This is a genomic window from Dactylosporangium sp. NPDC049742 (genome assembly GCF_040674675.1).
In the GTDB taxonomy this organism is placed as follows: Bacteria; Actinomycetota; Actinomycetes; order Mycobacteriales; family Micromonosporaceae; genus Dactylosporangium; species Dactylosporangium maewongense.
Genome location: NZ_JBFANF010000006.1, coordinates 213,775 through 239,451 on the forward strand (window position 1 = coordinate 213,775; position 25,677 = coordinate 239,451).

Genomic DNA, 25,677 nt, shown 5'->3' on the forward strand with positions numbered 1-25,677 from the left:
AGCCCCCGGCGGCGAACCTAGGGGGAGGGCATGCAGCAGCGCACCAGGCCGGGCGGGCGCGGCACGCCCACCAGGGCCTCGGGCCCTCGGGGCGCTGCCGGGCGGGCCGGCGGGGGCCGGGCACCGGCCAGGCCGACCGTGGCCCGCAGGTCCGTGTCGTCCGGCGGCGCCGCGATGCGCACCCGGGCGCCGCAGCCCAGGCGCTTCACCAGCCGCGCCGTGGTCCTCGGCCTCCTCCTGAGCGTCCTCCTGCTCGCCTACGCCTACCCGGTCCGGGTCTACCTGGCCCAGCAGGCGGAGATCTCCGCCCTGGAGCAGAGCCAGGAACGGCAGACCGTCAAGATCGCCGAGATGGCGGAGCGGGCGGCGAAGTGGAACGACAACGAGTATGTGATCAGCCAGGCCCGCCAGCGGCTGAACATGGTGCTGCCGGGCGAGAAGTCGATCGTCGTGATCGACCCGGCGCGCGGCCAGCAGACCGACCCGGCCGCGATCCCCGGCACGGAGAAGTCCGCCCGGCCCTGGTACGGCAAACTGTGGTCGAGCGTCGAGGCGGCGGACTGAGGATGACAACGGAATTCGAGCCGACGGCCCCCGGGTCGGCGGCCTCTTCGCCTGCGGCGCCTTCGTCTGCGGCGCCTTCGTCTGCGGCGCCTTCGTCTGTGCCCGCCGAGGCGGCTCCCGCTGCCGGGCCGGGTGCTGAGCCGGCTGCCGGGTCGGCTGCCGGGTCGGATGCCGAGTCGGCTGCCGGGTCGGGTGCTGAGTCGGCTCCCGCTTCCGCGACGGGGTTCGAGCCGGCCACCGAGGAGGATCTCGCGGTGGTGGCCGCCCAGCTCGGCCGCACCCCGCGCGGCACCCGCGCGGTCGCCCACCGCTGCCCCTGCGGCCTGCCCGACGTGGTCGAGACGACCCCCAGGCTGCCCGACGGCACCCCGTTCCCGACCCTGTTCTACCTGACCTGCCCGCGCGCCGTGCACGAGTGCAGCCGCCTGGAGTCGTCCGGCCTGATGCGCGAGATGGGCGCCCGCCTCGCCGCGGACCCCGAGCTGCGCAAGGCGTACGAAGCGGCCCACGAGGACTACCTCCGCCGCCGCGAACAGGTCGGCCACGTCGACGAGATCGCCGGCGTCTCCGCCGGCGGCATGCCGACCCGCGTGAAGTGCCTGCACGTCCACCTGGGCCACGCTCTCGCGGTCGGCCCGGGCGTCAACCCCTTCGGCGACGAGACCCTCGCCCTCGCCGCCGAGTGGTGGGCCTCCGGCCCCTGCGTCCCCCCACCCGCCTGACCACAGTCCGGCAACCGCACAACACCCCGGCGTGCAGCTCCGGCCCCGTCGCGCTGAACCGGTCCGTCACTCAAACCGACATTGATCAATGCCCTGAAAAGCCCCTTTTCTGTATAGACGGGACGCGATCCACCTGCAATTCAGAGATCACTTTGGGGGTGGATCGCGCAACATCTATGGAACAAAAGCCACAACCATGGGCATTGATCAACGTCTCCGCGAAGGGTGCCGCCACGGCAGCGGTGAGGGCCGAATGCGGCGCGCACAGTTGCCCTGCCTCGCACCTCGGCGCGGGCAGTGCGCCACGGAGCGGCGCATGTGGGTGCGGGGTGAGCATCCCCGTCAGGACCCGCCGGGCCGGCGCTGGGGCGGCAGCGCAGCGCATCCCCGCAGGGCCCCCGCCGCGGCAACGGTGGGGCGGCAGCGCGGCGGTCGGGTGAGGGTCCCCGCCGGGACCCGGCGCGGCAGCGGTGGGTGGCAGCGCAGCGTCGGGTGAGAATTCCGTTGGGACCCGCCGCGGCAGTGGGGGATTGCCTGCCTAGATGCGGGTGACGACGGAGCGGAGGATCTCCCAGCCTTCGAGGTCGTCGGTGGTGCCGGTGTGGGGGCGGCGGAAGCGGCGCACCTCGACGGCGATGTCGGTCAGGGCCCAGCGCAGCTGGTACAGCATGATGGTCGAGGGGCGGGGCAGGACGCCGGTGGCCGCCGCGTAGGCCGAGAAGATCGAGCCGTCGCCGGGCTCGATCAGCCACAGGTCGCGCTCGGGCGGGGAGATCAGGACGGTGTCCCAGTCGATGAGGCGCCAGCCGGTCGGGGTGAGCATGGTGTTGCCCGAGTGCGGCTCGCCGTGGGTGAGGACCGCGCGGACCGGCTCGCCGTGGCTGTCCAGGACCAGCTCGTCGTAGCGGGCGAGCAGGCCGGCGAGGGCCTCCCGGTGGCCGGCGAGGAGCTCCGCGGCCATGCGGGCGTAGGGGCCGCAGTCGGGGCCGGGGGCCTTCAGCGCCGCCTCGATCTCGGCGCGGCCGGGGACGGCGAAGTCGTCGACGCGGGCGTGGCGGTGGACGATCGGGGGCGCGGTGTGCAGCTGGATGATCATGTCGAGGGTGGCCTGGCGGTGCTCGGGGCCGCGGAAGGCGTTCCAGTCGAAGCTCTGCCCGTCGACGAACGGGAACAGCGTGACGGCGAAGCCCCCCAGCAGGAACAGCGGCTCGCCGCGGCGGGTCGGCACGGGGGCGACGGCGAAGGTGCGGCCGGTGGCGTGCAGGTCGACGGCGACGCTCAGCGACGCGGTGAGGCGGGCGACGTCGGCGTCCTGGTCGACGGTGACGAACCAGCGGTTGCCGCCGTCGTCGGCGACCTCCCAGTGGTGGCTGCCGAAGCCGACCGCCCGGTAGCCCAGCGACGCGACGGAGAGGCCCCATTCGCGGAGAAGGGCCTCCTTGAGCGCGTCTTCGGGTAGACCAGCGGGCGGCGTCAGCACGGTTCTGCACGTTACGGCAGCCCCGGCGCCTTCGCCGCCCGACGACTACAGAGTAGGACAGGAACGTTTACTTACCAGCGACCGGCGGAGCGGTGCCCTCGACGATCTGGGCGCCCTTCGGGGCGACGAACGCCTGCGCGTCGACCTTGTCGCTGTACTTGCTGAGCTCGACGCCGATGGCCTTGTCGTCGGTGCCCACACCCTTGAACCGGGTGAGCAGGCCGCTCTCGGCGACGCAGACGTGGAACTCCTTGGCCGTGACGTCGTTCGGGCCCGCGTTGGCGTCCTGCGGGATGCCGGTGACGTCGAGGCAGTCGCTCTTCTGGCCGGCGATGGTCGCGGTGTTCTCGGCGATCTTGACACCCGGTACCAGCGCCGCCGCCGTCATCAGGCCGAGCGCCATCTCCGTGTTGATGAAGCCACCGCCCGCGACGGCGGAGAGGTAGGCGGCCTGGTCGGCGGAGGACAGCTGGCCGGTCTGCACGGCGCTCTTCTGGCAGACGACCTTCTGGCCGCTCTTGCCGGTGCAGACCAGCAGTGCGTCCCCGGTGAGGATGAAGCGGCCGTCCTTGCCGATGTACGCGGCCTTCGGCGGCTGCTGCACCACGGTCGTCGGGGTGCCGTCGTCGGTCTTGTACTCGGCGGTGAAGGTCAGGTTTCCGGACTTGCCCATCCGGTCGGCGAGATTGGTGATCGCGGAGACGTTGTCGACGGTCTGCTTGACCTGGTTGATGAGACCGCAGCCGAGCGCGCCGGCGCCGAGCGCGGTCGCGAGCACGACGGTCAGGATTCGGGTACCGGCACGATGCATGCCGCCCAATGTGGGGCCGGTCACCGGGTCTTTCAACGAACTGTCAGCAGGGCGACCCGTTGACGGTGCAGCTGACCGGGTCGGCTGCGGCGCCCTTCGCCTCGAACCCCATCCGGATCGACCCGCCCGGCTCCAGGTACGTGTTCCACGACTGGGAGCGCAGCGTCAGCCGGTCGGCCTTGTGCTCGGCCGCCGCGCCCCAGGTGGACGTCGGGTCCACGTGCGGCGGCAGCTGCAGCTGCACGACCCAGCCCTGCAGCGGCTGGCTGCCGATGTTGGTGACCGTCACCTCGGCGTTGAAGCCGTCCTTCCACTTGCTGCGCACGGCGTAGCCGGCCTTCACGCCGCCCTTCGCCACGGGCTTGCCGGCCGAGGTGCTCGGCGACACGAGCTGGGTCCGCTCCACGGTCACCACCTTCGAGGCGGGTTCCTGCGTCAGGTACAAAACGGTCATGGTGCCCGCGGCCACGGTCGCCACCGCGGCGGTGACGACAAGCACGCGCTCACGTGTCATATGCCACATCCGCGCGCCACTACCCTGACCGTCATGGAGGTAACCGTCCGGCGGGCCCGGACCGCAGACGTGCGGGGCATCCGGCGGCTGGTCGCCATGTACGTGGCGGACCGGCGGCTGCTGTCGAAGCCGATGGTGGCACTGTACGAGGCCGTGCAGGAGTTCTGGGTCGCCGAGCGCGACGGGGTGATCGTCGGCTGCGGCGCGCTGCACGTCATGTGGGAGGACCTGGCCGAGGTGCGCACCGTCGCGGTCGATCCGACCATCCGCGGGCACAAGATCGGGCACAGGATCGTTTCGGAGCTGCTCACCGCGGCCCGCGAGATCGGCGTCCGGCGGGTGTTCGTGCTCACGTTCGAGACCAGGTTCTTCGGCTCGTTCGGCTTCGTGCCGATCGACGGCACGCCGGTCACCCATCAGGTCTACGAGGAGCTGCTGCGTTCGTACGACGAGGGCGTCGCGGAGTTCCTCGACCTGGAGCGGGTCAAGCCCAACACCCTCGGCAACCACCGGATGCTGCTGCATCTGTAGCTTGATCGCATGACTCGCGTCGCGGCCATCGACTGTGGAACGAACTCCGTCCGCCTGCTGATCGCCGACGCCCAGCCCGACGGGTCGCTCGTCGACGTCACCCGGCAGATGCGCATCGTGCGGCTGGGCGAGGGCGTCGACCGGACGGGGCACCTGGCGGAGGCGGCGATCGAGCGCACCCGCGTGGCCCTGGTCCACTACGCGGCCGAGATCGCCGCGGCCGGGGTGGATCACGCCCGGATGGTCGCCACCAGCGCGAGCCGGGACGCGTCCAACGCCGACGACTTCCGGGCCATGGTCACCGCCACCCTCGGCTTCGCCCCGGAGGTCGTCAGCGGCGACGAGGAGGCCCGCCTCACGTTCGCCGGCGCGGTCCAGGGGCTGGGGGCCGAGCCGCCGTTCCTGGTCTTCGACATCGGCGGCGGCTCGACCGAGTTCGTGGTGGGCTCCGCCGCCGGCGTCGACGCCGCGATCAGCGTCGACATCGGCTGCGTCCGGCTCACCGAGCGCCACCTGCACGACCACCCGCCGACGGCGGCGCAGGTCGCGGCGGCCGAGAAGGACATCACCGGCGCGGTCGACCGGGCCCTCGCGGCGGTCGACGCCGGCCGGGCCCGCACGTTCGTGGGGCTGGCCGGGTCGGTGACCACCGTCACCGCCCTGGCGCTGGGGCTGACCGAGTACGTGCCGGAGCACATCCACCGGGCCCGGGTCTCCACCGCCGACGTGGCGAAGGTGACCGCGGACCTGCTCGCCGCCACGCCGGAGCAGCGGCTCGCCAACGCGGTCATGCACCCGGGGCGCGCCGACGTGATCGGTGCCGGCGCGCTGATCCTGCGGATCATCCTGGAGCGCTCCGGCGCGGACGCCGTCATCGCCTCCGAATCCGACATCCTGGACGGCGTCGCGATGTCGTGTTTGCGTCAGAGGTGACCGGCCCGGCTCAGCCGGTGCGGCGCACCTCGGCGCGGGACTGCTCGCGCGGGTCGGCGTCGTCGCGGGACCACCACCAGCCGTAGGTCAGGACACCCTCGGCCGGCATCGTCATGATGATCTTCGCGGGCATGGGCCCCTCGTACGCGTTGAACACCCCGGGCTCGTGCTCCACAAACCGGGTCACACCGGGAAGTTCCAGGCATGTGACGTGGAGTTCGAGCCGCCCGGCCTCACTCGCCGTGAGGATGGTGTGCTCAACGTGTTGCAGGCCCTTGCTGTCGCTGACCGCCTCGTAGTCGAGGGTGATCGCGTTGCCGCGCACCACCGACGTCACCTTGATGCGGGCGACGAACGGCCCGGACTCCAGCCCGTCGCCGCGCCCGCGGTAGACACCGGGCGCCGAGGCGAGGCGTTTCAACAGATCGGTCACGGCGCACACCGTAATACGTGCGCGCACCTGACTGTATGCATCTCGCACCTGCGGTTATCGTGGGCCGTCACCCCCGGGCTCAAGGAGCACGTTAGGGTGATATTTGCGGCATATCCGGAAGGAAGCACATGTCTGATCAGTACCCGCCGCCCGGCGGCTATCCGCCGCCCCCCGGTGGCGGTGATCCATACGGGCAGCAGCCGCCACAGTACGGCCAGCAGCCGCAGTACGGGCAACAGCCGCAGTACGGGCAGCAGCCTCAGTACGGCGCCCCCCAGTACGGGGAGCAGCCGCAGTACGGTGGCGCCCCGCAGTACGGCGACCAGCCTCCCTTCGGCGCGCCGCCCGGCCCGCCCTTCGGTGCCCCGCCGCCCCCGCCCCGCCGGGGCAAGGCCGGCAAGGTCATCCTGATCATCGTCGCGGTCCTCGCCGTGCTGTGCGTCGGGTGTGGCGGCGCGATCTGGTACTTCGCCAAGGACAGCTCGACCAACGCCAAGGTCGGCGACTGCCTCGCGGGTGACGAGATCACCGGCTCGAGCACCAAAGAGGTCGACCTCAACATCGTCAAGTGCACCGACGCCAAGGCGAAGTACAAGGTCATCGGCATCGTCGACAAGGTGGCCCGGGCCGACGCGCTGAAGACGAAGACCACCGTCTGCGACGCGTACATCGACCAGGGCGCGGAGTCCGTGCTCTGGCAGGGCACCGACCCGGCCAAGGGGCAGGCGCTCTGCCTGGGTCCCGCCAAGTAGTTCCCCCGAAGCACGTCCTGACGGGCGGTCCGCGACACGCGGGCCGCCCGTCGGCTTGTGTACTTGATAGTACTGCGCATTGCGTACTACTCTGCTTCACGTGGACACCACCCAGCTGCTCAAAGGGGTCCTCGACCTGGCCGTGCTCGCCGTCCTGCGGGACGAGGACGGGTATGGCTACGACATCCTGCGCCGCCTGCGGTCGGCCGGGCTCGACGAGGTCGGCGACGCCTCCGTGTATGGCACCCTGCGCCGGCTCTTCCAGGCCGGGATGCTCACCACCTACGTGGTCCCCAGCGAGTCGGGGCCGCACCGCAAGTACTACGCGCTGAACGCCGCCGGCCGGACCCAGCTCGGCGCCTCGGGCAAGGTGTGGCGGGGCTTCGCCACGACCATGGACCAGTTGATCGGGGAGACGTCGTGACCGAGGCAGCCACGATCGAGATCGACTACTACTACGAGCGGGTGGCCGCGGCCCTCGCCGACCTGCCCGCGGAGACCCGCGACGAGCTGCTCGAGGACCTGCCGGCGCACTTCGCCGAGGTCATCGAGGAGCAGGGCGGCCCGCTCGTCGACCGGCTCGGCCCGCCGGCCACCTACGCCGCCGAGCTGCGCGCCGCCGCCGGCCTCGACGCCGCCGCGGTGGGAGCGGACGCCCGCCGGGCCCCGGTCGTCGTCTACTACGAGCGGCTCGTCGCGGCCCTGCCGGAGCTCGACCGGCGCGCCGGCCGGGTCATCGGCTACCCGCGGGCGACGGAGTTCCTGCGGCTGCTGCGCCCGGCCTGGTGGATCGCCCGCGCGGTGGGGATCGTGGTGCTGATCTTCGCCATGGACGTGGTGCCCGCCGACCGCTTCGACGACCCGATCGGCTGGCTGCTGCTGGCGGTCGCCATCGTCGTGTCGATCCGCGTCGGCGCGACGGGCGTGCCCCGGGCGCCCCGCTGGATCCGGTTCGCCGGGACCGCCGTCGCCGTCGTCGGCGTGCTGTTCGTGATCGCGAACGCGCCGAGCCTGCTGCGGGGGTATGGCAGCAGCCCGGACTACTACCCGACCAGCGGCGGCCGCTTCGACGGCGTGACCAACGTCTTCCCGGTCGACGAGCAGGGCCGCTCGCTGCAGCACATCACCCTGTACGACCAGAACGGCCAGCCGATCCAGGTCGGCGACTACTGGCGCTGCACCACCGGCGACGAGTCCAGGCCGGTGAGCTACCCGCTGTGCCTCGGCACGCCCCGCCCCGGCGAGTCCGAGACGCCGTCGCCGTCCTCGTCACCGTCGCCTTCCGCCCCTTCCTCCGCATCTCCTGCCGCGTCCGGGTCGGCGTCCGCGTCCGCGTCCGCGTCCCCGCCGGCGCCGGCGTCGCTCAGCCCGAGCCCGTCCCGCTAGCTTTGAGGCGTGCCCGACGACCTTGACAACCCCGACGACCTCGACCTCCTCGACGCGGAGATCTGCGACTGCCGGCTGTGCCCCCGGCTGGTCGAATGGCGGGAGCAGGTCGCGGCGACGAAACGGGCCGCGTTCCGGGACCAGGAGTACTGGGGCCGTCCCGTCCCCGGCTTCGGCGCCCACGACGCCACGCTCGCCATCCTCGGCCTGGCACCCGCCGCACACGGGGGGAACCGGACCGGTCGCATCTTCACCGGCGACCGGTCCGGTGACGTGCTGTTCGCCGCCATGCACCGGGCCGGCCTCGCCAACCAGCCCACCAGCGTCAGCAGCGACGACGGCCTGTCACTGGAGCGCACCAGGATCTTCGCCGCGGTGCGGTGCGCCCCGCCGGACAACAAACCGACCCCCGCGGAGCGCGACACCTGCGCGCCGTACCTGCACCGCGAGCTCGCCCTCATCCGCCCGACGCTGCGGGTCGTGGTCGCGCTCGGCGGATTCGCCTGGGCCGCCTTCTGGCCCGCGCTGCGCGCGGTCTACGGTGTAGCACCGGCACGGAAGGTACCGTTCGGCCACGGCGCCCTGTGGCAGGCCGACGGCGCCCCCGCGTTGCTCGGTTGTTACCACGTGAGCCAGCAGAACACCTTTACCGGCAGGCTCACGCCAGGAATGCTGGACGAGGTTTTCACCCGTGCGAAGGCACTCGCCGGGATCGGATGACGCTGACCGACGGGATGTCATGGACCGCACCTTCAACCGCTGGTTGCCGGTGCTCGCCGTCGTCGCCGTGCTCGGCATCGCCGCCGCGGCCGCGTCCACCTCGTCGCCCGAGATCAGCAAGGTGCCCGTGCCGGAGCTGCTCGCGACACCACCCGCGGTGTCCCCGACGCCGGACGTCATGACCTCGGGCGGGCCGCTGGCCTCGGCCGCGCCGGAAGAAGCCCCGTTCACGCTCCCCGACTGGGTGACGTACACCGCCGGCATCCTGTGCCTGCTCGTCGTCGCGGTGCTCGTCGGCTGGCTCGCCTGGTCGCTGCTGCGCAACGCCGGACCGAAGCGCAAGGCCCGGCTCTTCGTCGAGCCGAAGCAGCCGACCCCGATGACCGACGGCGGCGCCGAGGTGATCGCCGCGGTCGACGCCGGCATCGTCGAGCTCTCCGACACCGACACCGACCCGCGCCGCGCGGTCATCGCCTGCTGGGTCCGCCTGGAGCGGGCCGCCGCGGCCGCCGGCACCCCCCGCGAGACCGGCGACAGCCCCACCGACCTGGTCACCCGGCTCCTCGCCGGCCACCAGGTCAGCCGGTCGACCCTCGAAGGGCTCGCCTTCGTCTACCGCGAGGCGCGCTACGCGACCCGCCCCGTCGACGAGCGGTCCCGCCAGGGCGCGATCGAGGCGCTGCGGCAGCTGCGCTCGGAGCTGTCGCTGCAGGGAGGTGCCGCCCGTGGCGCGTAACCCCGACGAGATGGTCAGCCTCGAAGAGCTCTTCGACGCCGGCCGCACCGCCGTCGCCGCCGACCCGCGGCCGGTGCGCCGCCCGTCCCGGCCCTACGACACCCGCTGGTGGATCCGGCGGCTGTTCATCGCGTTCGCGCTCACCACCGTCGGCTGGGGGCTGCTGTACGTGGTGGGCCTGACCGTGTCGTACCCACTCGTCTTCCTCGGCATCCTGGCGGTCGGCATCATCCAGGAGGCGCTGCGGCAGGTCCACGCCGACGAGCTGCCGGTCACCGTCACCGGCCGCGGCCTCACCCCGGTCCGCCCGCCGACCCTGGCCAAGAAGAAGGCCCTGGCCAGGACGCGGCGCACCGGCGAGGTCCTGGACGGCGTCCCGGTCCTCGACGGCCTGCGCCTCGCCGTCGGCCGGTGGGAGGACCGCCTCGTCTGGGGCGAGCGCGACGCGAAACGCTTCGCCGCGCTCGTCGTGCCCCGCATCGCCGACCTGGTCGACACCAGGCTGCGGCAGAAGCACGGGATCACCCTGGCGGGGTCGCCGAGACAGGCAAGAGCACTGCTGGGGGAGGAGCTGTGGACGCTGCTGCACCAGCCGCCGTCGCGCGTGCCGAGCCCAGGGGACGTAGCATCGATCGTCGCGAAGGTGGAGGGGCTATGAAGACGCTCGCACCGGCCGAGGTTGGCCGGATCGCCAAGGTGGTCCTCGACCAGGTCGGCACGGTGGTCGTCGGCAAGCGCGACTCCCTGGAGCTGGTGCTGGCCGGGATCCTCGCCGGTGGCCACGTGCTGCTGGAGGACCTGCCGGGCCTCGCGAAGACGCTGACCGCGCGCTCGTTCGCGCAGGCGCTCGGCATCAGCTTCCGCCGGCTGCAGTTCACCCCCGACCTGCTGCCCGCCGACGTCACCGGCTCGTTCCTCTACGACCAGCGCTCGCACGAGTTCACCTTCCGCGCCGGCCCGGTCTTCACGAACCTGCTGCTCGCCGACGAGATCAACCGCACCCCGCCGAAGACGCAGTCGGCGCTGCTGGAGGCGATGCAGGAGCGGCAGGTGTCGGTCGAGGGCGCCACGTACCGGCTGGACCCGCCGTTCCACGTCCTCGCCACCGCCAACCCGATCGAGTACGAGGGCACCTACCCGCTCCCCGAGGCGCAGCTGGACCGGTTCCTGCTGCGGGTGTCGTTCGGATACCCGGAGGCCGACGAGGAGTGGGAGGTCCTGCGCCGCAGGATGTCCCGCCGGCAGGAGGACGCGATCCTCGAGCCGGTCGTCGACTCCGAGACCCTCCTCGCCATGCAGGGCGCGCTGGAGGACGTCAGCGTCGAGGACTCGATCGGGCGGTACATCGTCGCCCTCGCCGCGGCGACCCGCTCCCACCCGCAGGTCCTCGTCGGGGCCTCGCCCCGCGGCTCGCTCGCGCTGCTGCTGCTCGCCCGGGCCGCCGCCGCGCTCAGCGGCCGTGACTACGTCATCCCCGAGGACGTCAAGGCCGTCGCCGTGCCCGCCCTCGCCCACCGCATCACGCTCCTGCCGGAGATGTGGCTCAAGCGCATCGACCCCCGGGCCGTCGTGGGCGAGGTGCTCGCGCAGACCCCGGCACCCGCCAGCGGCGCGCTGCCCACGTACGGCGGAAGGCGTGGCTGAGCGGCGCCCCTCGCCGGGCGTGCGGTCCCATGCGCGGGCCTTCGAACCGACCCGCGCGCTCGGCCGGGCGGTCTTCGTCGCCGGCGTGCTCGTCTTCGTCGCCGTCCTCATCGGCCGCTTCGACCTGGTCCTGCTCGCCACGCCGTTCGCCCTCGGCACCGCCCTGTCGCTGCTGCGCCGGCCCGGCCGCGCGCCGACCCTCGAAGTCACCGCCGCCGAGCCGTTCGTCGTCGAGGGCGCCGACCTCGACGTGAGCGTGGGCGTCGGCAACCCCAACCCGGGCGGCTTCGACCTCGTCGTCGTCCGCATCGCCGTGCCCCGCTGGATCCGCCTGGAGCACAGCGACCGCCCGTACGCCGTCGGCGTCGACCCCGGCACGATCGCCTCCGTCGACCTGCACGGTCGGGTGCTGCGCTGGGGCCGCCACCCGCTCGGCCCCGTCGACGCGCACGGCTTCGCCGCCGACGGCCTGCTCATCAGCCGCGCCGTGCAGGCACCCGCGCTGCCGATCAAGGCGTACCCCGCGATCGAGCACTTCGACGCCGCCGAGGCGATGCCCCGCGCCGCCGGCCACGTCGGCGGCCACCGCTCCCGCCGCCCCGGCGAAGGCGGCGAGCTCGCCGGCGTCCGCCGCTTCGGCTCCGGCGACCGGCTGCGCCGCATCGACTGGCGCGTCTCCCTGCGCACGCGGGAGCTGCACGTCGTCAGTACCCTCTCCGACCGCGACGCCGAGGTCGTCGTCCTGCTCGACGCCCTGCACGAGGCCGGCCGCTCCGGCGGCATCGACGGCCGCGCGTCCGTCCTGGACACCACCGTCCGCGCCGCCGCGGGCATCGCCGAGCACTACCTGCGCCGCGGCGACCGGGTGGCGCTGCTGCAGTACGGCGGCCAGATCCGCCAGCTGCGCCCCGCCAGCGGCCGCAGGCACTACATGACGACCCTCGAGTGGCTGCTCGACATCACCCCCGCACAGGTCGCCGACGAACCGCCACCCTCGGTCTTCGGCCCGCACATGGTGCAGCACAACGCGCTGGTCATGGTCCTCACCCCGCTCCTGGACCCCCGCTCCGCGTCGATGCTCGCCAACCTGGCCCGCGCCGGCCGCTTCGTCGTCGCCGTCGACACCCTCACCGAGCCCTCCACCGCCCTGCGCGGCACCGGCCCGTGGGGCGCGGTCGCCCACCGCCTCTGGCTCCTCGAACGCGACAGCGTCATCGGCCAGCTCCGCGAGCACGGCGTCCCCGTCGTCCCCTGGGGCGGCGCCGGCAGCCTCGACGAGGTCCTGCGTGGCGTCGCTCGCGTCGCCCTCTCCCGGACGGTCACCAAATGATCGAGGAGCTGCAGGACGCCCTGCTCACCCGCCTGGGCCGCCTCAAGGACATGCTCGAGCGCGCCGCCGCCGGTCCGCTCCTCGTCCGCTTCGCGGTCTTCCTGCTCACCTTGGTCGCGGCCCTGGCCGCCTTCCCGGCCGAGGTGATCCTCCGCCCTCTCGCCCTGCTGATGGCCGCGGTACTGGCCGCGCTGCCCGCCCTCTTCCCCCGCACCCGCCTGGTCGGACTGGCCATCCTGCTGTGCGCCTTCGGCTGGCTCCTGAACACGTACACCTACGGCCAGAAGATCACCATCCCGCGCCTGATCACCCTGGCGACCCTCCTCTACCTCACCCACTCCCTGTCCGCCCTGGCCGCCGCCCTGCCCTACGACGCCATCGTCTCCCCGGGCATCATCGTCGCCTGGCTCCTCCGCGCCACCGCCATCGTGAGCGCCTCAGCCATCGTCAGCGTCATGCTCCTGGCCGTGGTCAAGGCGGTCATCGGCCCGGTCTTCCTCCTCGCCTCCCTGGTAGGCGTCCTGGCCGCCGCCACCCTGGCCTGGCTCATCACCCGCAAAGCGCCGTAATGCTGTAATTCCCCCCACCGCTGCCGCGGCGGGGCCCGGCGGGGATTCTCACCCGCACCCCAATGCGCCGCTCCGCGATGCACTGCCCGCGCCGAGGCGCGCGGCAGGGCAAGCGGCGCATGCGCGCCGCATCCGGTGGTCGCCCGCCGTCCTGGACGGCCTGCCTGAGGCGTGCCCTCCCCGCTGCCGCGTCGGCCCCTCCCCGCTGCCGCGGCGGCCCCTCCCCGCTGCCGCGTCGGCCCCTCCCCGCTGCCGCGTCGGCCCCTCCCCGCTGCCGCGTCGCCCCCTCCCCGCTGCCGCGTCGCCCCCTCCCCGCTGCCGCGTCGGCCCCTCGTGGAGACGTTGATCAATGCCCGCGGTTATGGCTTTTGTTCCATAGACGTTGCGCGATCCACCCCCAAAATGATCTCTGAAATGTAGGTGGATCGCGTCCTGTCTATACGAAAAAAGGAACATTCCGGGGCATTGATCGATGTCGGTTTGGGTGGCGAACCAGGTTCAGCGGGTGCGCTCACCGGCCGGCCCGGACAGCAAGCGGGCACCGGCGGCCGCCGCGAAGTGGTGGGCGGTCCTGTGCGGCGGTGACCAGCGGGATGCGGCGCGTATGCACCGCTTGTTCTGCGTCGCGCCTCAGCGCGGGCAGTGCGTCGCGGAGCGGCGCATTGGGCGGGTGAGAATCCCCGCCGGGCCCCGCCGCGGCAGCGGTGGGGGGATTTACAGTGACTGCGGTTACAGCTTGCGTAATGGTCGTTACATGTCTGTGGCCTGACTGAAGATGAGGGGTGTTCGCGGCTAGCGTTGCTGGTGTGGCTGCTAAGCGAATCCTTGTCGTCGGTGCGGGGCACGTCGGGCTCTACGCCGCTCTTCGTCTGTCCAAGAAGCTGGGCCGGCACGAGGCCGAGGTGACGGTTGTCGACCCGCAGCCGCACATGACCTACCAGCCGTTCCTGCCGGAGTCGGCGGCCGGCAACATCTCGCCGCGGCACTCGGTCGTGCCGCTGCGGCGGGAGCTGAAGCGCTGCCACGTGCTCGCCGGTGAGGTCACCCGGATCGAGCACGCCCGGAAGGTGGCCATCGTCCAGCCGATCGTGGGGCCGGCTCGTGAGGTGCCGTATGACCACATCGTCGTCGCGCCGGGGTCGGTGTCGCGGACGCTGCCGATCCCAGGGTTGCGCGAGCACGCGGTCGGCTTCAAGACGATCGGTGAGGCCATCTTCCTGCGCAACAGCGTGCTGGACCGGCTCGACGTCGCCGCGACCACGAATGACCAGGCGACCCGGCGCCGGGCGCTGACGTTCGTGTTCGTCGGCGGTGGGTACGCGGGCATCGAGGCCCTCGCCGAGATGGAGGACATGGTCCGGGGCGCGCTGCGGTACTACCCGGAGATCCCCCAGGAAGACGTGCGGTTCGTGCTCGTCGAGGCGGCCCAGCGGATCCTGCCCGAGGTCGGGCCGGAGATGGGCGCCTACACGGTGGTGCAGCTCACCCGCCGCGCGATCGACATCCGGCTCGGCACGCGGCTCGAGTCGTGCGTCGACGGGATCGTGAAGCTGTCCGACGGCGACGAGTTCCCGGCGGACACGATCGTGTGGACGGCGGGCGTCAAGCCGCACCCGATGCTGGAGGACACGGACCTGCCGCGGACCCAGCGCGGGGCGATCACCTGCCTGCCGACGCTGCAGGTCGTGGACGCGGACCAGAACGTCGTCGACGGGGCCTGGAGCGCCGGTGACTGCGCCGCCGTGCCTGACCTCACGTCGGCGGTGCCCGGGGCGCTGTGCTCGCCGAGCGCGCAGCACGCGGTCCGCCAGGCGGCGCGGCTCGCCGACAACATCGCCGCCGTGGTGCGTGGGCGCCGGCCGGTGGAGTACAAGCACAAGCACGTCGGCTCGGTCGCCGGGCTCGGCCTGTACAAGGGTGTCGCGCACGTCTACGGGGTCAAGGTCCGCGGGCTGCCGGCGTGGTTCATGCACCGGACGTACCACCTGAGCAGGATCCCCACGCTCAACCGCAAGATCCGGGTCCTGGTCGACTGGACGCTGCAGCTGGTGCTGCGCCGCGAGGTCGTCGCGCTCGGGTCGCTGCACGAGCCGCGCGAGCCGTTCCTGACCGTGGCCCCGCCGATCCCGCTCCACCCGACGGCCAAGTCGGACCAGAAGGCGAAAGCCGCCTAAGGCGCGCGCCACACCCAGACGTCCTCGACCCGCTCGCCGTGGCCGAGCAGGCCGTCCATGGTCTGCTTGAGCGCCCCGGCGTTCGGGTGACGGGGGTCGAGCACGAAGGACGCCGCCCGCCAGTACGCGACGTCGCGGGCGAGCGCGGCCCGGGCCTGGTCGGTCGGGTAAGCGGCGGACCCGGACTTCGCGACCCGCTGCAGCAGCTGCGACGTCGGCCGCGGGTAGACGCCGACGGCCGCCGCGCCGTTCTTGCCGTACGGCCCGATGAACCAGCCCTGCGGGGTGGCGATCCGCACGTCGGTCGCCGCCGCCCACCGCATCGCGTCGGGGTCCCGCGGATCCGGCAGCGGCACGGGCACGACCACGCCGTCCTCGGGCGCGTACATCCGCCAGTACCCCTCCGTGAAGAACCGCGGCGCGGGGGCACGGTCGGTCACCGGCAGCGGCACCGGGGCGAGCGGCACGAGCGCGGCCGTCACCGCGACCGGCACCAGCAGCCGCAGCGTCTCCGTCTGCGTGATCGCCGCGTGTACGACCCGCGCCACGATCACGGCGAGCAACGGGATCGCGCCGAGGGCGAACCGCGTCGGCAGCGCCGACTCGATCACCGGCAGGCCGGACAGCAGCGCGAACGGCCCACGCTGCTCGGTGGGCGAGTCGTCGACGACGATCCACGGGCCGAGCGCGAAGAGCGACAGCACGACCGCGGTCACGGCCGACGCGAGGACCGCCGGCTGCCGCCACATCCAGACCGTCGCTCCGAGCACGACCAGCAGCAGCGGCGCGCCGAAGAAGGTGGTGTACTCCGCTGGCCCGCTGACCAGCCGCGCGGCGCTGTCGTCGCCGGCGAGCGACTGCGGCGAGATGGCGGTGAAGCTGGTGAGGTCGGCGGAGAAGAAGGAGGGATGGAACACCCCGCCCGAGGCGCTCTGCGGCCCCTGGAACTGCAGCCACAGCGGGTACGCCAGCAGCGCCGCGGCCAGTCCGGCGCCGATGCCCAGGCCGAGGATGAACGGCGGCACCATCCGCCGCGACGGCCGGGCCGCCGCCACGAACACCAGCGTGAACACCGCGAGGGTCACGGCCGTGAGGAAGAGCACCTCCTCGCCGACGAAGAACTGCGCGGTGACGAGCGAGCCGAGCAGCAGTCCGGTCCACGCGGTCCGCCGCGTCACGTCCGTCTGGCGGGCGAGGCGGACCACGCACCAGACGATCGGCGGCACCAGCCACGCCGCCGTCATGTGCAGGTGCGCGTTGGACTGCGACACCATGCCGGGCGCGAACGCGGCGAACGCGCCCCCGAGGAGCGCGCCGGCCCGGTGCGTCCCGAGGGTGCGGGCGAACAGCAGGTACCAGCCGATCCCCGTCGCGGCGAGGTTTCCGGCGACCAGCAGGCTGAACGTGACGGGCGCGCCGAACGCGAGGGTCACCGGCGCCAGCAGCAGCCCCATGCCGATGAGCGAGGCGTTCGCGAGGAGGTTGACGCCCTCGGGCGCGTTGAGCATGCCGGTCACGAGGGTGAAGTCGCCGCGGTACGCTCGGGTGGCGTAGGCGAGGAACCACTCGTCGAGTGCCTGGTCACTGGGGTTGCTCGCGAGCACGCGCCCGGCCGGACCGGGCCACAGCCGGTGCGTCAGCAGCGCGGCGGCGAGGACGAAGAGCAGCCCGGCGCCCACGTCCACCGGCCAGCGTCGCGGTGCCTGCAACGGTGGACCCTCGTTTGTCAAGGGCTCCGGCGGGACCATCTCAACCTCGTCGGTCAGTGGGGGGCTGCTCACCCGGATGACAGTAACGGCGGTCCCCTTGTCGGTGTTGACGGTTCGTCGGACGGGCTACCGTGAGACGCGTTTCTACGCCCGGGTGGTGGAACGGCAGACACGGCCGCCTTAAAAGCGGCTGCCGCGAGGCGTGCGGGTTCGAACCCCGCCCCGGGCACTCCTTCCTGCTGCCCCATCGTGCGCGGTGGGCGCCGCGCGAGAGCGGGCGACACACTCGCACCGAGCGTTTCGCCGTGTGTTCATGTGCTGGTCGTCCTCGTGGTCGAGGCTCGCGGAAAACACATTTCCCGCGAAGGACCGGCGACATTGCGCACCCCATTCCGTGTGATTCTTGCCCTTTTACCCGCATTATCGGGCGTCGCCATTGCGACCACCTCGGCGGTCGCGGCGGACACCCCTGCCATCCACATCAACGAGGTTGAGTCCAACGGCGGCACGCCCGGCGACTGGATCGAGCTGGTCAACACCGGTGCCACGGCCGTCGACGTCTCGGGTTGGCTGGTGAAGGACAACGACGACACCCACGTGTTCACCATCGCGGCGAACACCACGGTGGCGCCCGGCGGCTACCTGGTCGTCGACGTCGACCCGGTGTTCGGGCTCGGCGCCGCCGACTCCGCCCGGCTGTTCGCCGCCGACGGGACGACGCTGGTCGACTCGTACACCTGGACCGCCCACGCGGCGACGACCTACGGCCGCTGCCCGGACGGCACCGGCACCTTCGCCACCACCTCGTCCTCGACGCGCGGCGCGGCCAACGACTGCGCGCCGGCCGCCGCGAAGGTCCGGATCAACGAGGTCGAGTCCAACGGCGGCACCCCGGGCGACTGGGTCGAGCTGCTCAACACCGGTGCCACGGCCGTCGACCTGTCCGGCTGGCTGGTGAAGGACAACGACGACACCCACGTGTTCACGATCGCGGCCAACACCACCCTCGCCCCCGGCGCGTACACCGTGGTGGACGTCGACCCGGCGTTCGGCCTGGGCGCCGCGGACTCGGCACGGGTCTACGCCGCCGACGGCACGACGCTGATCGACTCGTACACGTGGACGGCCCACGCGGCGACGACCTACGGGCGCTGCCCGGACGGCACCGGGCAGTTCGCGACGACGTCGTCCTCGACGCGCGGCGCGGCCAACGACTGCACCTCGCCGGCGGCCAAGGTGAAGATCAACGAGGTCGAGTCCAACGGCGGCACGCCCGGCGACTGGGTCGAGCTGGTCAACACCGGCGTCACCGCGGTCGACGTGTCCGGCTGGCTGGTGAAGGACAACGACGACACGCACGTGTTCACGATCGCGGCCAACACCACCCTCGCCCCCGGCGCCTACCTGGTCCTGGACGTGGATCCCGTGTTCGGCCTCGGCGCCGCCGACTCCGCCCGGCTGTTCGCGGCCGACGGGGTGACGCTGGTCGACTCGTACACCTGGACGGCCCACGCGGCGATCACCTACGGGCGCTGCCCGGACGGCACCGGACCGTTCGCCGCCACGACCGCCTCGACGCGCGGCGCGGCCAACGCCTGCGCCGGCCAGACGCCCGCCACGGCCTGGCCGGGCGGCGCCGACGTCACCACCGCCGACCAGTCCGGCGGGTTCGGCGGGAACATGAGCGGCCTGTCGTTCCAGGGCCGCGACGTCCTCTGGGCGGTCAAGAACGGACCGGGCACCCTCTACCGCCTGACCTGGGACGGGTCGGCCTGGACGCCGTCGTCGTCCACCGTGCTGCACTACGCGGACGGCACCGGCGACGTCGACGCCGAGGGCGTCGTGTGGCGGCCGGACGGGATCTACGTGTCGACCGAGCGGAACAACGCCGTCAGCGGCGTGAGCCGGCCCACGATCGAGCGCTACGACGGCGTCAGCGGCACCGCGAACGCCGAGTGGAACCTCACCGCCGACCTGCCGGCCGTCGCCGCGAACAGCGGCCTGGAGGCGATCACCTGGGTGCCGGACGCGTACCTCACCGCGCACGGGTTCGCCGACCAGCGCACCGGCGCCGCGTACGACCCGGCCGTGTACCCGGGCCACGGCGACGGGCTCTTCCTCGTCGGGCTCGAGGCCAACGGCAGCGTCTACGCGTACGCGCTCACGCCGGGCGGCTTCACCCGGGTCGCGACGTTCGCCAGCGGGTTCCCGTCGGTGATGGACCTGGAGTTCGAGCCGGAGACCGGCCACCTGTGGGCCGTCTGCGACGACACGTGCAACGGCCGGGTCGCCACCCTCGACGTGACCGCGGGCGCGTTCGCCGTCAGCGGCCTGTACGAGCGCCCCGCCGGCATGCCGAACCTCAACAACGAGGGCTTCGCGATCGCGCCGCAGCAGGCGTGCGTCGCCGGGCGCAAGCCGGTGGTCTGGTCCGACGACAGCGGCACCGACGGGCACGCGCTGCGCGCCGGCACGATCACCTGCGTCGACCTGGACGCCGACGACGACGGCATCCTCGACGCCGTCGACCCGGCGCCCGCCGACCCGGCCAACGCGACGTTCGCCACGGCGGCCGTCTCCGGCCGGATCGTCGGCACGGGTGGGCGCACCGTCGCGGTGTCCGCCGGGCCGTCGTCGTCGGTCCGGTTCGACGTCGGCGCCGGTACCGCTCCCGCCGAGGTCCAGCTGTCCGGCAGCGACGCGGCGATCCGGTTCGGGGAGGGCTCCTACCTGCTCACCGGCCTGGTCGGCGTGTCGACCCTCGCCGGTGACGCCGCGACCGTGACGGTGGCCGCACGCTCGGTGCCGGTCACGTTCAGCGTCCCGGCCGGCGGCTCGCTCGGGCTCACCGCCGCGCTCACCGGCATCCGGCACACCGGCGCCGTCACGGTGCGGGCGGCCGGGCTGACCTGCGGCGCGGTCGACGCGGTCGTGGTCGGCACCACCGGCAACGACCGCCTCGCCGGCACCGCCGGCAGCGACCTCATCGTCGGCCTCGGCGGTAACGACACCGTCACCGGCGGTGGCGGGTCCGACTGCGTCGTGACCGGCCCCGGCAACGACGTCATCACGACCGCGGGCGGCGACGACCTGATCGACGCGGGCGGCGGCAACAACGTCGTCGACGCGGGCGCCGGTACCAACACCGTGATCGCCGCCTCGGGCAACGACGTCATCACGACCGGCGCCGGCGACGACCGGATCGAGGCCGGCGGCGGCAACAACGTCATCCGCGCCGGCGACGGCGACAACGTGGTCGTCACCGCCTCGGGCAACGACAGCATCACCACCGGTGCCGGCGACGACCGCGTCGACGCCGGGAACGGCAACAACACCGTCTCGACGGGCGCGGGCGCCGACGTGATCGGCACCGGGAGCGGCAACGACGTGGTGGACTGCGGCGCCGGCACGGACAGCGCCGCCGCCGGCCGCGGCAACAACACCAACGCCGGCGGTCGCTGCGAGTCATTCGGCGTCTGACACTGCGTGTGCCGGCGAAACTGAGATCCACTCAGCGCCGGCACACGCGGTACGCTGGTCGTACACATGAATGCGACGCCTCTGGAGGCTGATCGTGCAGAGTTCGAACCCGGTGCTCAACCGCCTGGGTCAGGCGGCGAGGCAGGAGCGCTCGCAGCTGACGCCCCCGGGCTTCGGGTATCCCCAGTCCGGCTATGGGGTGCCGCAGCCCCCGGCCGCCACGCGGGCGATGACCATGGACGACGTCGTCGTCCGCACCGTCGCCCTGCTCGCGATCACCGGCATCTTCGGTGCGGTCTCGTGGGTGCTGCTGCCGGCCGGCGGCGCCATCACCGCGATCGCGACCATCGGCTCGCTCATCGCGGGCCTGGTCCTCGGCCTGGTCATCTCGTTCGCGCGGGTGACCAACCCGGCCGTCATCATGGCCTACGCGGCGCTGCAGGGTGTGCTGCTCGGCCTGGTCAGCCGCTGGTATGAGGGTGCCTACAGCGGCATCGTCATCCAGGCGGTCATCGGCACGTTCGGCATCTTCGCGATCATGGCGGTGCTCTACAAGCTGCAGATCGTGCGGGCCACGCCCCGCTTCACGAAGATGGTCATCGGCGCGCTCATCGGCGTCGTGGTGCTGAGCCTGGCCAACTACCTGTTCTACCTCTTCGACATCAACCTGGGCCTGCGCGAGTACAGCCTGGACGGCAAGGTCGGCTGGCTGCCGATCGTCTTCAGCCTCGTGATCATCGTCGTCGGCGCGCTCACGTTCGTCCTCGACTTCGACGCTGTCGAGCAGGGCGTCCGGTATGGGCTGCCGGAGAAGTACGCGTGGTACTGCTCGTTCGGCATCCTGGTCGGCCTGATCTTCCTGTACTGGGAGATCCTGCGCATGCTCAGCTACCTGCGACGCTGATGAGTGCCGACGACCCGCTCACCGCGACGGTGGGCAGGCTGGTCGGCCAGGTCGGACACTGGACGCCGCCCCGGTGGGCGGCGTCCGGCGTGTCCGGGGTCCCGCGCGGCGACGCGGTGCACGAGCTGATCCAGTGGCTCGCCGACCGCTGCGCCGACGCCGAGGGCCGGCCGCGCCTGCCGGTGCCGCGGCTCGACAACGATCTCGCGCTGCCCGACCAGCTGCGGGTGGTGGCGGCGGACCTGGCACGCTTCGGCGGCCCCGCCCTGGTGGACGAGGCCGCCGAGATGGTGAAGGCCGTGCGCGGTCAGCTCTGACGGCTCGCGCCGCGCCCGGCGTTCCGGGCGAAGGGCCGTGCGCGGGCAGCTCTGACGCCTGTGTCTCAGTGAGGCTGTGATGCCCGCGCCCGGCCGACGCGACCCTACCTACGACAGGCGCTCGATGACCATGGCCATGCCCTGGCCGCCGCCGACGCACATCGTCTCCAGACCGATGGACTTGTCGTGCCAGTTCAGCGAGTTGATCAGCGTGCCGGTGATGCGGGCGCCGGTCATGCCGAACGGGTGGCCGACGGCGATGGCGCCGCCGTTGACGTTGAGCTTCTCGATCGGGATGCCCAGCTGGCGGTACGAGGGGATCACCTGCGCGGCGAAGGCCTCGTTGATCTCGACGAGGTCGACGTCGTCGATGGTCATCCCGGCCCGCTTCAGGGCGCTGCGGGAGGCCTCGACCGGGCCGATGCCCATGATCTCCGGCGACATGGCGGTCACGCCGGTCGACAGGATCCGCGCGAGGGGCGTGATGCCCAGCTCGCGGGCCTTGACGTCGCTCATGATGACGACCGCGGCGGCGCCGTCGTTGAGCGGGCAGCAGTTGCCGGCGGTGACCCGGCCGTCGGGGCGGAACACGGGCTTCAGGCCGGCCACGCCCTCCAGGGTCACCCCGGCGCGGGGGCCGTCGTCGGTCGAGACGACCGTGCCGTCAGGGGCGGTCACCGGGGTGATCTCGCGGGCCCAGAAGCCGTTCTTGATCGCTTCCTCGGCCAGGTTCTGCGACCGGACGCCGAACTCGTCCATGTCGGCCCGGGTGACGCCTTCGAGCTCGGCGAGGTTCTCGGCGGTCTGGCCCATCGCGACGTAGATGTCGGGCAGGGCGCCGTCCTCGCGCGGGTCGTGCCACGGCTCGCCGCCGCCCTCGGCGCGCTTGGTGGTGCGCGCGTACGCGTCGGCGAAGGCCGGGTTCTGCCAGGGGCCGCCGACCGCCGCCTGCGCCTCGGTGGGCAGGCCGTCGGAGTTGCCGCGGGCGAAGCGTGACACGCACTCCACGCCGGCGGAGATGAACACGTCGCCCTCGCCGGCCTTGATCGCGTGGAACGCCATCCGGGTCGTCTGCAGCGACGACGCGCAGTAGCGGGTGGTGGTGGCGCCCGGCAGGTGGTCGAACCCGAGCAGCGTGCTGACCACGCGGGCCATGTTGAAGCCCTGCTCGCCGCCGGGCAGGCCGCAGCCGAGGTACAGGTCTTCGATGTCCCGCGGGTCGAGCCCGGGCACCTTGGCGAGCGCGGCGCGCACGATGGTCGCGGCGAGGTCGTCGGGGCGGAATTCGCGCAGCGATCCCTTGGCGGCACGGCCGATCGGGGACCGGGCGGTGGCGACGATGACAGCTTCCGGCATGCCACCGACGCTACTGCAGGGTAATCAACCCCTGCGAGCACCTGTGAGAAATCTGCAGACTTAGTGCATCTTCAGTGCAGGAAGCCGCGGACCGCGGCGGCCTCCTCGACGGCGGGGAGGAGGGCGTGGGCCCAGACGCGGTAGCCGTCGGCGGACGGGTGGAAGCCGTCGTGGCACAGCGTGCCCGCGTCGGCACGGAAGACGGCGCCGGTGCGGGCGGCCAGGTCGACCACCACCGCGCCGGCCGCGCTCGCGGCCGCGGCCTGCTGCCTCGCCACCCTGCGGCTGCGCCAGCCGAGCAGCTGCCGCAGCGGGGGCGCGAAGGCGCGCAGCGCGCCGAAGTCGGGGCAGGTGCCGACGACGACCGGGATGCCGGCGTCGCGCAGGCGGCGGCAGGCCGAGCCGAGGTACTCGGCGGCGTCGGAGCCGCGGCCGAGGTGGGTCACGTCGTTGGTGCCGACGAGGATGACCGTCACGTCGGGGGCGGGGCCGACCAGTGCCCGTGCCACCTGCGTGGCCAGGTCGGAGGAGCGGGAGCCGGCCACGGCGACGCTGGACAGCTCCACCCGCCGGCCCACGGTGCCGTCGCTGCCGCCCTCCGACAGCAGCGCCGCGAGCTGGCCGCCGACGGTGTCGGCGACGCGGTCGACGCCGACGCCGAGCGCGGTCGCGTCGCCGAGGAGGACCAGCCGCATCGGCGGCTTGCCGGCGGCGCCGACGGAGGAGCGCATCGCCAGGCGCATGTCGGGCTTCGCGTAGGACCGGGCGCGGGCGGCCATCGCCTGCGCGGCGAGGACCGCGGCGCCGCCGACCGTGCCGGCGATCACGGTGACCGTGGCCATCCGCGCCAGTCGCTTGATCGTGATCATGCCGACTCCATCGTGGTCATGTGGACTCCTGCGGGGAGCGGTCCGGCACCGCCGAGGCGGTCTCGGGGGCCTGGGCGGGCTCGCGCGCCGCCTGCTGCGGCAGCCTGTGCCAGACCCGGTGGCGCAGCTGTGCCCAGCGGCCGGCCGGGCCGCGCTCCTTGCCCGCCACCTGGGCCGCGCTGACCTCGGTGCCGGGGCGCTGGGCGGCCTCGGCCGCGGCGCGCGGCAGGGACCGCACGCCCTCGCCGGCCCGCAGCGACGCGGTCAGCGGCGCCGCCACGTCGGGCTCGGTCAGCGCCGCGACCACGGTCGGCAGGACCGCCTGCGCCGCCGCGAGGTAGCCGGCGCCGGAGGGGTGGAAGCGGTCGAAGCTGAACATCCGGTCCGGCTCCGCGTAGAACAGCTCGCCGAGCAGGTCACCCAGCGACACGGTCCGCCCGCCGGCCTCGACCACCGCGATCGTCTGCGCCGTCGCCATCTGCCGGCTCCAGTGCCGCGCCAGCCAGCGCAGTGGCGGCTGGATCGGCCGGATCGTGCCGAGGTCGGGGCAGGTGCCGACGACGACCTGGATGCCCGCGGCCCGCAGCCGGCGGACCGCGTCGACCAGGTGCCGCACCGCGAGGGACACGCTGACCCGGTGGGTGACGTCGTTGCCGCCGATGCAGATCACGGCCACGTCGGGGCGGTGCCGCAGCGCCACGTCCACCTGCGGCGGCAGCCCCCGCGACTCGCAGCCGACGACGGCGAGGCAGCGCATCCACACGGGCCGCCGCTGCTGCTCCGCCAGCCCGGCCGCGACCGACGCGGCGAAGGTCTCGCTGGGCACCTCCGCCCCATACCCCGCGGCGGAGGAGTCACCGAGCACGACCAGGCGGATCGGCTCGCCGTCGAAGTGGGCGCCGTAGGTGCCGTCGGCGCGCGGGGGAGGGCTCACGACCTGCGGGATGACCCGCCGGGCCAGCAGCGCCTGTCCGACGACCACGCCGTAGAACAGCGCGCCGGCGCCGGCGACGCCGCCGCTGCCGAGCGCCGCCGCCGTGGCGATCCGCCGCACCTGCTCTGACCGAAGCCTCAACGCCCCCATCGCCTTCCCGCCTCTCGCCACTCAACGCCCTGGCGAGGCTAACCCCCGGTCCACAAGTATCCGCTCTCTCAAGTAAAGATCCCGATCGTCTTCATCCCGACCGATCACGACGTGAGCCGCTGCCGTGCGTGATCATCCCTGCCCAGGTGGTCCTCTCCGGTTGCCCGCGGGGAACGGCCGGCCAAACGTCCGCGCCCGCGCGGGGACCGTCGAGATCCATCCGTCATTCTTACCGCGCGCCGTCCGTGACAGACACCGTTACATTCATAGCCAGAGGAGAGAGGGCGGCGATCATGGCGGACAGCGCGCTGCGACGGCGGTTGGCATGGACGGCCCTGCTGAGGGTCTTCAAGCCCGGCACGCCCGGGCTCGGCAAGCGGCTCAGCGCCATCCCGCGGATGGTGAAGGCGACGCTCAAGGGCGAGTACGACGGCGGCACCCGCCTGGCGCTGCTCGCCGCCTCGGCCGTCTACATCGTGTCCCCGATCGACGCCGTGCCGGAGCTGTTCCTGCTGGTGCTCGGCGTCGTCGACGACCTGGCGATGGCGACCTACTTCGCCGGTGCGCTGCTGGACGAGCTGGAGCGCTTCCTGGAGTGGGAGAAGCAGCGCGACAACGTGATTCCGGGGCACGTCGTCAAGTAGCCGATTCCGGCGCTA

The 25,677-nt window shown here is 72.7% G+C and carries 26 protein-coding genes and 1 tRNA gene; 19 read left to right on the forward strand and 8 right to left on the reverse strand.

What is annotated here, in order from left to right; all coding sequences use genetic code 11:
- Positions 1 to 30 precede the first annotated feature (30 nt).
- Together AB0J72_RS11175 and AB0J72_RS11180 are read left to right on the forward strand one after the other, a co-directional pair.
- The gene (locus tag AB0J72_RS11175) at positions 31 to 564 is read left to right on the forward strand and encodes a septum formation initiator family protein (protein ID WP_363397500.1); all 534 of its coding nucleotides are present in this window, start codon (positions 31 to 33) and stop codon (positions 562 to 564) included.
- A gap of 254 nt (positions 565 to 818) precedes the next feature.
- Complete coding sequence (locus AB0J72_RS11180) at positions 819 to 1,286, forward strand: DUF501 domain-containing protein (RefSeq protein ID WP_363397502.1); 468 nt, start codon at positions 819 to 821, stop codon at positions 1,284 to 1,286.
- Between the two features lie 538 nt (positions 1,287 to 1,824).
- Here the strand turns inward: AB0J72_RS11180 and AB0J72_RS11185 are convergent.
- From AB0J72_RS11185 to AB0J72_RS11195, 3 genes are all read right to left on the reverse strand, one after another.
- Entirely contained in the window at positions 1,825 to 2,766 is a 942-nt protein-coding gene (locus tag AB0J72_RS11185; protein WP_363397504.1) for a phosphotransferase, read from the reverse strand.
- A 67-nt stretch (positions 2,767 to 2,833) separates the two neighbouring features.
- Positions 2,834 to 3,577, reverse strand: coding sequence for a hypothetical protein (locus tag AB0J72_RS11190; protein WP_363397506.1), 744 nt, complete (start codon positions 3,575 to 3,577; stop codon positions 2,834 to 2,836).
- A gap of 43 nt (positions 3,578 to 3,620) precedes the next feature.
- Positions 3,621 to 4,091 carry a cellulose binding domain-containing protein gene (locus AB0J72_RS11195; protein WP_363397508.1) on the reverse strand — a complete coding sequence of 157 codons (471 nt, stop codon included), beginning with the start codon at positions 4,089 to 4,091 and terminating at the stop codon, positions 3,621 to 3,623.
- A gap of 33 nt (positions 4,092 to 4,124) precedes the next feature.
- Here AB0J72_RS11195 and AB0J72_RS11200 point away from each other — a divergent pair, with 33 nt between their 5' ends.
- Positions 4,125 to 4,622, forward strand: a complete 498-nt coding sequence (locus AB0J72_RS11200; protein ID WP_363397510.1) for an amino-acid N-acetyltransferase — start codon at positions 4,125 to 4,127, stop codon at positions 4,620 to 4,622.
- Positions 4,623 to 4,631: 9 nt separating this feature from the next.
- A complete protein-coding gene (locus tag AB0J72_RS11205) occupies positions 4,632 to 5,555 on the forward strand; it encodes a Ppx/GppA phosphatase family protein (RefSeq protein ID WP_363397512.1) in 924 nt (307 codons plus the stop codon).
- Positions 5,556 to 5,565: 10 nt separating this feature from the next.
- Here AB0J72_RS11205 and AB0J72_RS11210 read toward each other — a convergent pair whose 3' ends face one another.
- On the reverse strand, positions 5,566 to 5,988 hold the full coding sequence (locus AB0J72_RS11210) for a hypothetical protein (RefSeq protein WP_344501734.1): 423 nt from the start codon (positions 5,986 to 5,988) through the stop codon (positions 5,566 to 5,568).
- A gap of 128 nt (positions 5,989 to 6,116) precedes the next feature.
- Between AB0J72_RS11210 and AB0J72_RS11215 the strand changes: the two genes are divergently transcribed.
- The 10 genes from AB0J72_RS11215 to AB0J72_RS11260 all read left to right on the forward strand — a co-directional run bounded on the left by AB0J72_RS11215 (position 6,117) and on the right by AB0J72_RS11260 (position 15,299).
- Positions 6,117 to 6,740 carry a hypothetical protein gene (locus tag AB0J72_RS11215; RefSeq protein WP_363397514.1) on the forward strand — a complete coding sequence of 208 codons (624 nt, stop codon included), beginning with the start codon at positions 6,117 to 6,119 and terminating at the stop codon, positions 6,738 to 6,740.
- A gap of 100 nt (positions 6,741 to 6,840) precedes the next feature.
- Complete coding sequence (locus AB0J72_RS11220; RefSeq protein ID WP_203845204.1) at positions 6,841 to 7,164, forward strand: PadR family transcriptional regulator; 324 nt, start codon at positions 6,841 to 6,843, stop codon at positions 7,162 to 7,164.
- Positions 7,161 to 8,126: a hypothetical protein gene (locus AB0J72_RS11225; RefSeq protein WP_363397516.1), complete on the forward strand. Its 966-nt coding sequence runs from the start codon at positions 7,161 to 7,163 to the stop codon at positions 8,124 to 8,126. Before AB0J72_RS11220 ends, AB0J72_RS11225 begins: the two co-directional genes overlap by 4 nt.
- A gap of 9 nt (positions 8,127 to 8,135) precedes the next feature.
- Complete coding sequence (locus AB0J72_RS11230) at positions 8,136 to 8,846, forward strand: uracil-DNA glycosylase (RefSeq protein ID WP_363397518.1); 711 nt, start codon at positions 8,136 to 8,138, stop codon at positions 8,844 to 8,846.
- A 19-nt stretch (positions 8,847 to 8,865) separates the two neighbouring features.
- Positions 8,866 to 9,582, forward strand: coding sequence for a DUF4129 domain-containing protein (locus AB0J72_RS11235; protein WP_354890864.1), 717 nt, complete (start codon positions 8,866 to 8,868; stop codon positions 9,580 to 9,582).
- A complete protein-coding gene (locus AB0J72_RS11240) occupies positions 9,572 to 10,240 on the forward strand; it encodes a hypothetical protein (RefSeq protein WP_363397521.1) in 669 nt (222 codons plus the stop codon). The genes AB0J72_RS11235 and AB0J72_RS11240 overlap by 11 nt, the downstream gene beginning before the upstream one ends.
- Positions 10,237 to 11,226, forward strand: coding sequence for a MoxR family ATPase (locus AB0J72_RS11245; RefSeq protein ID WP_360558023.1), 990 nt, complete (start codon positions 10,237 to 10,239; stop codon positions 11,224 to 11,226). The genes AB0J72_RS11240 and AB0J72_RS11245 overlap by 4 nt, the downstream gene beginning before the upstream one ends.
- A complete protein-coding gene (locus tag AB0J72_RS11250) occupies positions 11,219 to 12,556 on the forward strand; it encodes a DUF58 domain-containing protein (protein ID WP_363397523.1) in 1,338 nt (445 codons plus the stop codon). Before AB0J72_RS11245 ends, AB0J72_RS11250 begins: the two co-directional genes overlap by 8 nt.
- Positions 12,553 to 13,125: a hypothetical protein gene (locus AB0J72_RS11255; protein WP_363397525.1), complete on the forward strand. Its 573-nt coding sequence runs from the start codon at positions 12,553 to 12,555 to the stop codon at positions 13,123 to 13,125. The genes AB0J72_RS11250 and AB0J72_RS11255 overlap by 4 nt, the downstream gene beginning before the upstream one ends.
- A gap of 806 nt (positions 13,126 to 13,931) precedes the next feature.
- A complete protein-coding gene (locus tag AB0J72_RS11260; RefSeq protein WP_363397527.1) occupies positions 13,932 to 15,299 on the forward strand; it encodes an NAD(P)/FAD-dependent oxidoreductase in 1,368 nt (455 codons plus the stop codon).
- Here the strand turns inward: AB0J72_RS11260 and AB0J72_RS11265 are convergent.
- Complete coding sequence (locus AB0J72_RS11265; protein ID WP_363397529.1) at positions 15,296 to 17,008, reverse strand: hypothetical protein; 1,713 nt, start codon at positions 17,006 to 17,008, stop codon at positions 15,296 to 15,298. The two genes, AB0J72_RS11260 and AB0J72_RS11265, sit on opposite strands and share 4 nt — an antisense overlap.
- 148 nt (positions 17,009 to 17,156) lie before the next feature.
- Between AB0J72_RS11265 and AB0J72_RS11270 the strand changes: the two genes are divergently transcribed.
- The 4 genes from AB0J72_RS11270 (at position 17,157) to AB0J72_RS11285 (ending at position 21,709) form a co-directional block, all read left to right on the forward strand.
- Positions 17,157 to 17,237, forward strand: a tRNA-Leu gene (locus tag AB0J72_RS11270).
- Between the two features lie 167 nt (positions 17,238 to 17,404).
- Complete coding sequence (locus AB0J72_RS11275) at positions 17,405 to 20,488, forward strand: lamin tail domain-containing protein (protein ID WP_363397531.1); 3,084 nt, start codon at positions 17,405 to 17,407, stop codon at positions 20,486 to 20,488.
- Between the two features lie 94 nt (positions 20,489 to 20,582).
- Positions 20,583 to 21,392, forward strand: coding sequence for a Bax inhibitor-1/YccA family protein (locus tag AB0J72_RS11280; protein WP_360558032.1), 810 nt, complete (start codon positions 20,583 to 20,585; stop codon positions 21,390 to 21,392).
- Positions 21,392 to 21,709: a hypothetical protein gene (locus AB0J72_RS11285; protein ID WP_344501721.1), complete on the forward strand. Its 318-nt coding sequence runs from the start codon at positions 21,392 to 21,394 to the stop codon at positions 21,707 to 21,709. The genes AB0J72_RS11280 and AB0J72_RS11285 overlap by 1 nt, the downstream gene beginning before the upstream one ends.
- Positions 21,710 to 21,817: 108 nt before the next feature.
- On the opposite strand, the gene AB0J72_RS11290 is transcribed toward AB0J72_RS11285, so the two are convergent.
- The 3 genes from AB0J72_RS11290 to AB0J72_RS11300 form a co-directional block, all read right to left on the reverse strand.
- On the reverse strand, positions 21,818 to 23,065 hold the full coding sequence (locus AB0J72_RS11290; protein ID WP_363397534.1) for an acetyl-CoA C-acetyltransferase: 1,248 nt from the start codon (positions 23,063 to 23,065) through the stop codon (positions 21,818 to 21,820).
- Between the two features lie 71 nt (positions 23,066 to 23,136).
- Complete coding sequence (locus AB0J72_RS11295) at positions 23,137 to 23,934, reverse strand: SGNH/GDSL hydrolase family protein (RefSeq protein WP_363397536.1); 798 nt, start codon at positions 23,932 to 23,934, stop codon at positions 23,137 to 23,139.
- A gap of 16 nt (positions 23,935 to 23,950) precedes the next feature.
- Entirely contained in the window at positions 23,951 to 25,018 is a 1,068-nt protein-coding gene (locus AB0J72_RS11300; RefSeq protein WP_363397538.1) for a GDSL-type esterase/lipase family protein, read from the reverse strand.
- A gap of 293 nt (positions 25,019 to 25,311) precedes the next feature.
- Here AB0J72_RS11300 and AB0J72_RS11305 point away from each other — a divergent pair, with 293 nt between their 5' ends.
- Positions 25,312 to 25,662, forward strand: a complete 351-nt coding sequence (locus AB0J72_RS11305; protein WP_363397540.1) for a DUF1232 domain-containing protein — start codon at positions 25,312 to 25,314, stop codon at positions 25,660 to 25,662.
- The last annotated feature ends 15 nt before the right edge of the window (positions 25,663 to 25,677 follow it).

Excerpts from the sequence above, each read along its gene's own strand:
- AB0J72_RS11175 (WP_363397500.1), top strand. The coding sequence starts at position 31 with ATGCAGCAGCGCACCAGGCCGGGCGGGCGCGGCACGCCCACCAGGGCC.
- AB0J72_RS11190 (WP_363397506.1), bottom strand. The coding sequence starts at position 3,577 with ATGCATCGTGCCGGTACCCGAATCCTGACCGTCGTGCTCGCGACCGCG.
- AB0J72_RS11195 (WP_363397508.1), bottom strand. The coding sequence starts at position 4,091 with ATGACACGTGAGCGCGTGCTTGTCGTCACCGCCGCGGTGGCGACCGTG.
- AB0J72_RS11200 (WP_363397510.1), top strand. The coding sequence starts at position 4,125 with ATGGAGGTAACCGTCCGGCGGGCCCGGACCGCAGACGTGCGGGGCATC.
- AB0J72_RS11205 (WP_363397512.1), top strand. The coding sequence starts at position 4,632 with ATGACTCGCGTCGCGGCCATCGACTGTGGAACGAACTCCGTCCGCCTG.
- AB0J72_RS11215 (WP_363397514.1), top strand. The coding sequence starts at position 6,117 with ATGTCTGATCAGTACCCGCCGCCCGGCGGCTATCCGCCGCCCCCCGGT.
- AB0J72_RS11235 (WP_354890864.1), top strand. The coding sequence starts at position 8,866 with ATGGACCGCACCTTCAACCGCTGGTTGCCGGTGCTCGCCGTCGTCGCC.
- AB0J72_RS11245 (WP_360558023.1), top strand. The coding sequence starts at position 10,237 with ATGAAGACGCTCGCACCGGCCGAGGTTGGCCGGATCGCCAAGGTGGTC.
- AB0J72_RS11255 (WP_363397525.1), top strand. The coding sequence starts at position 12,553 with ATGATCGAGGAGCTGCAGGACGCCCTGCTCACCCGCCTGGGCCGCCTC.
- AB0J72_RS11285 (WP_344501721.1), top strand. The coding sequence starts at position 21,392 with ATGAGTGCCGACGACCCGCTCACCGCGACGGTGGGCAGGCTGGTCGGC.
- AB0J72_RS11290 (WP_363397534.1), bottom strand. The coding sequence starts at position 23,065 with ATGCCGGAAGCTGTCATCGTCGCCACCGCCCGGTCCCCGATCGGCCGT.
- AB0J72_RS11295 (WP_363397536.1), bottom strand. The coding sequence starts at position 23,934 with ATGATCACGATCAAGCGACTGGCGCGGATGGCCACGGTCACCGTGATC.
- AB0J72_RS11300 (WP_363397538.1), bottom strand. The coding sequence starts at position 25,018 with ATGGGGGCGTTGAGGCTTCGGTCAGAGCAGGTGCGGCGGATCGCCACG.
- AB0J72_RS11305 (WP_363397540.1), top strand. The coding sequence starts at position 25,312 with ATGGCGGACAGCGCGCTGCGACGGCGGTTGGCATGGACGGCCCTGCTG.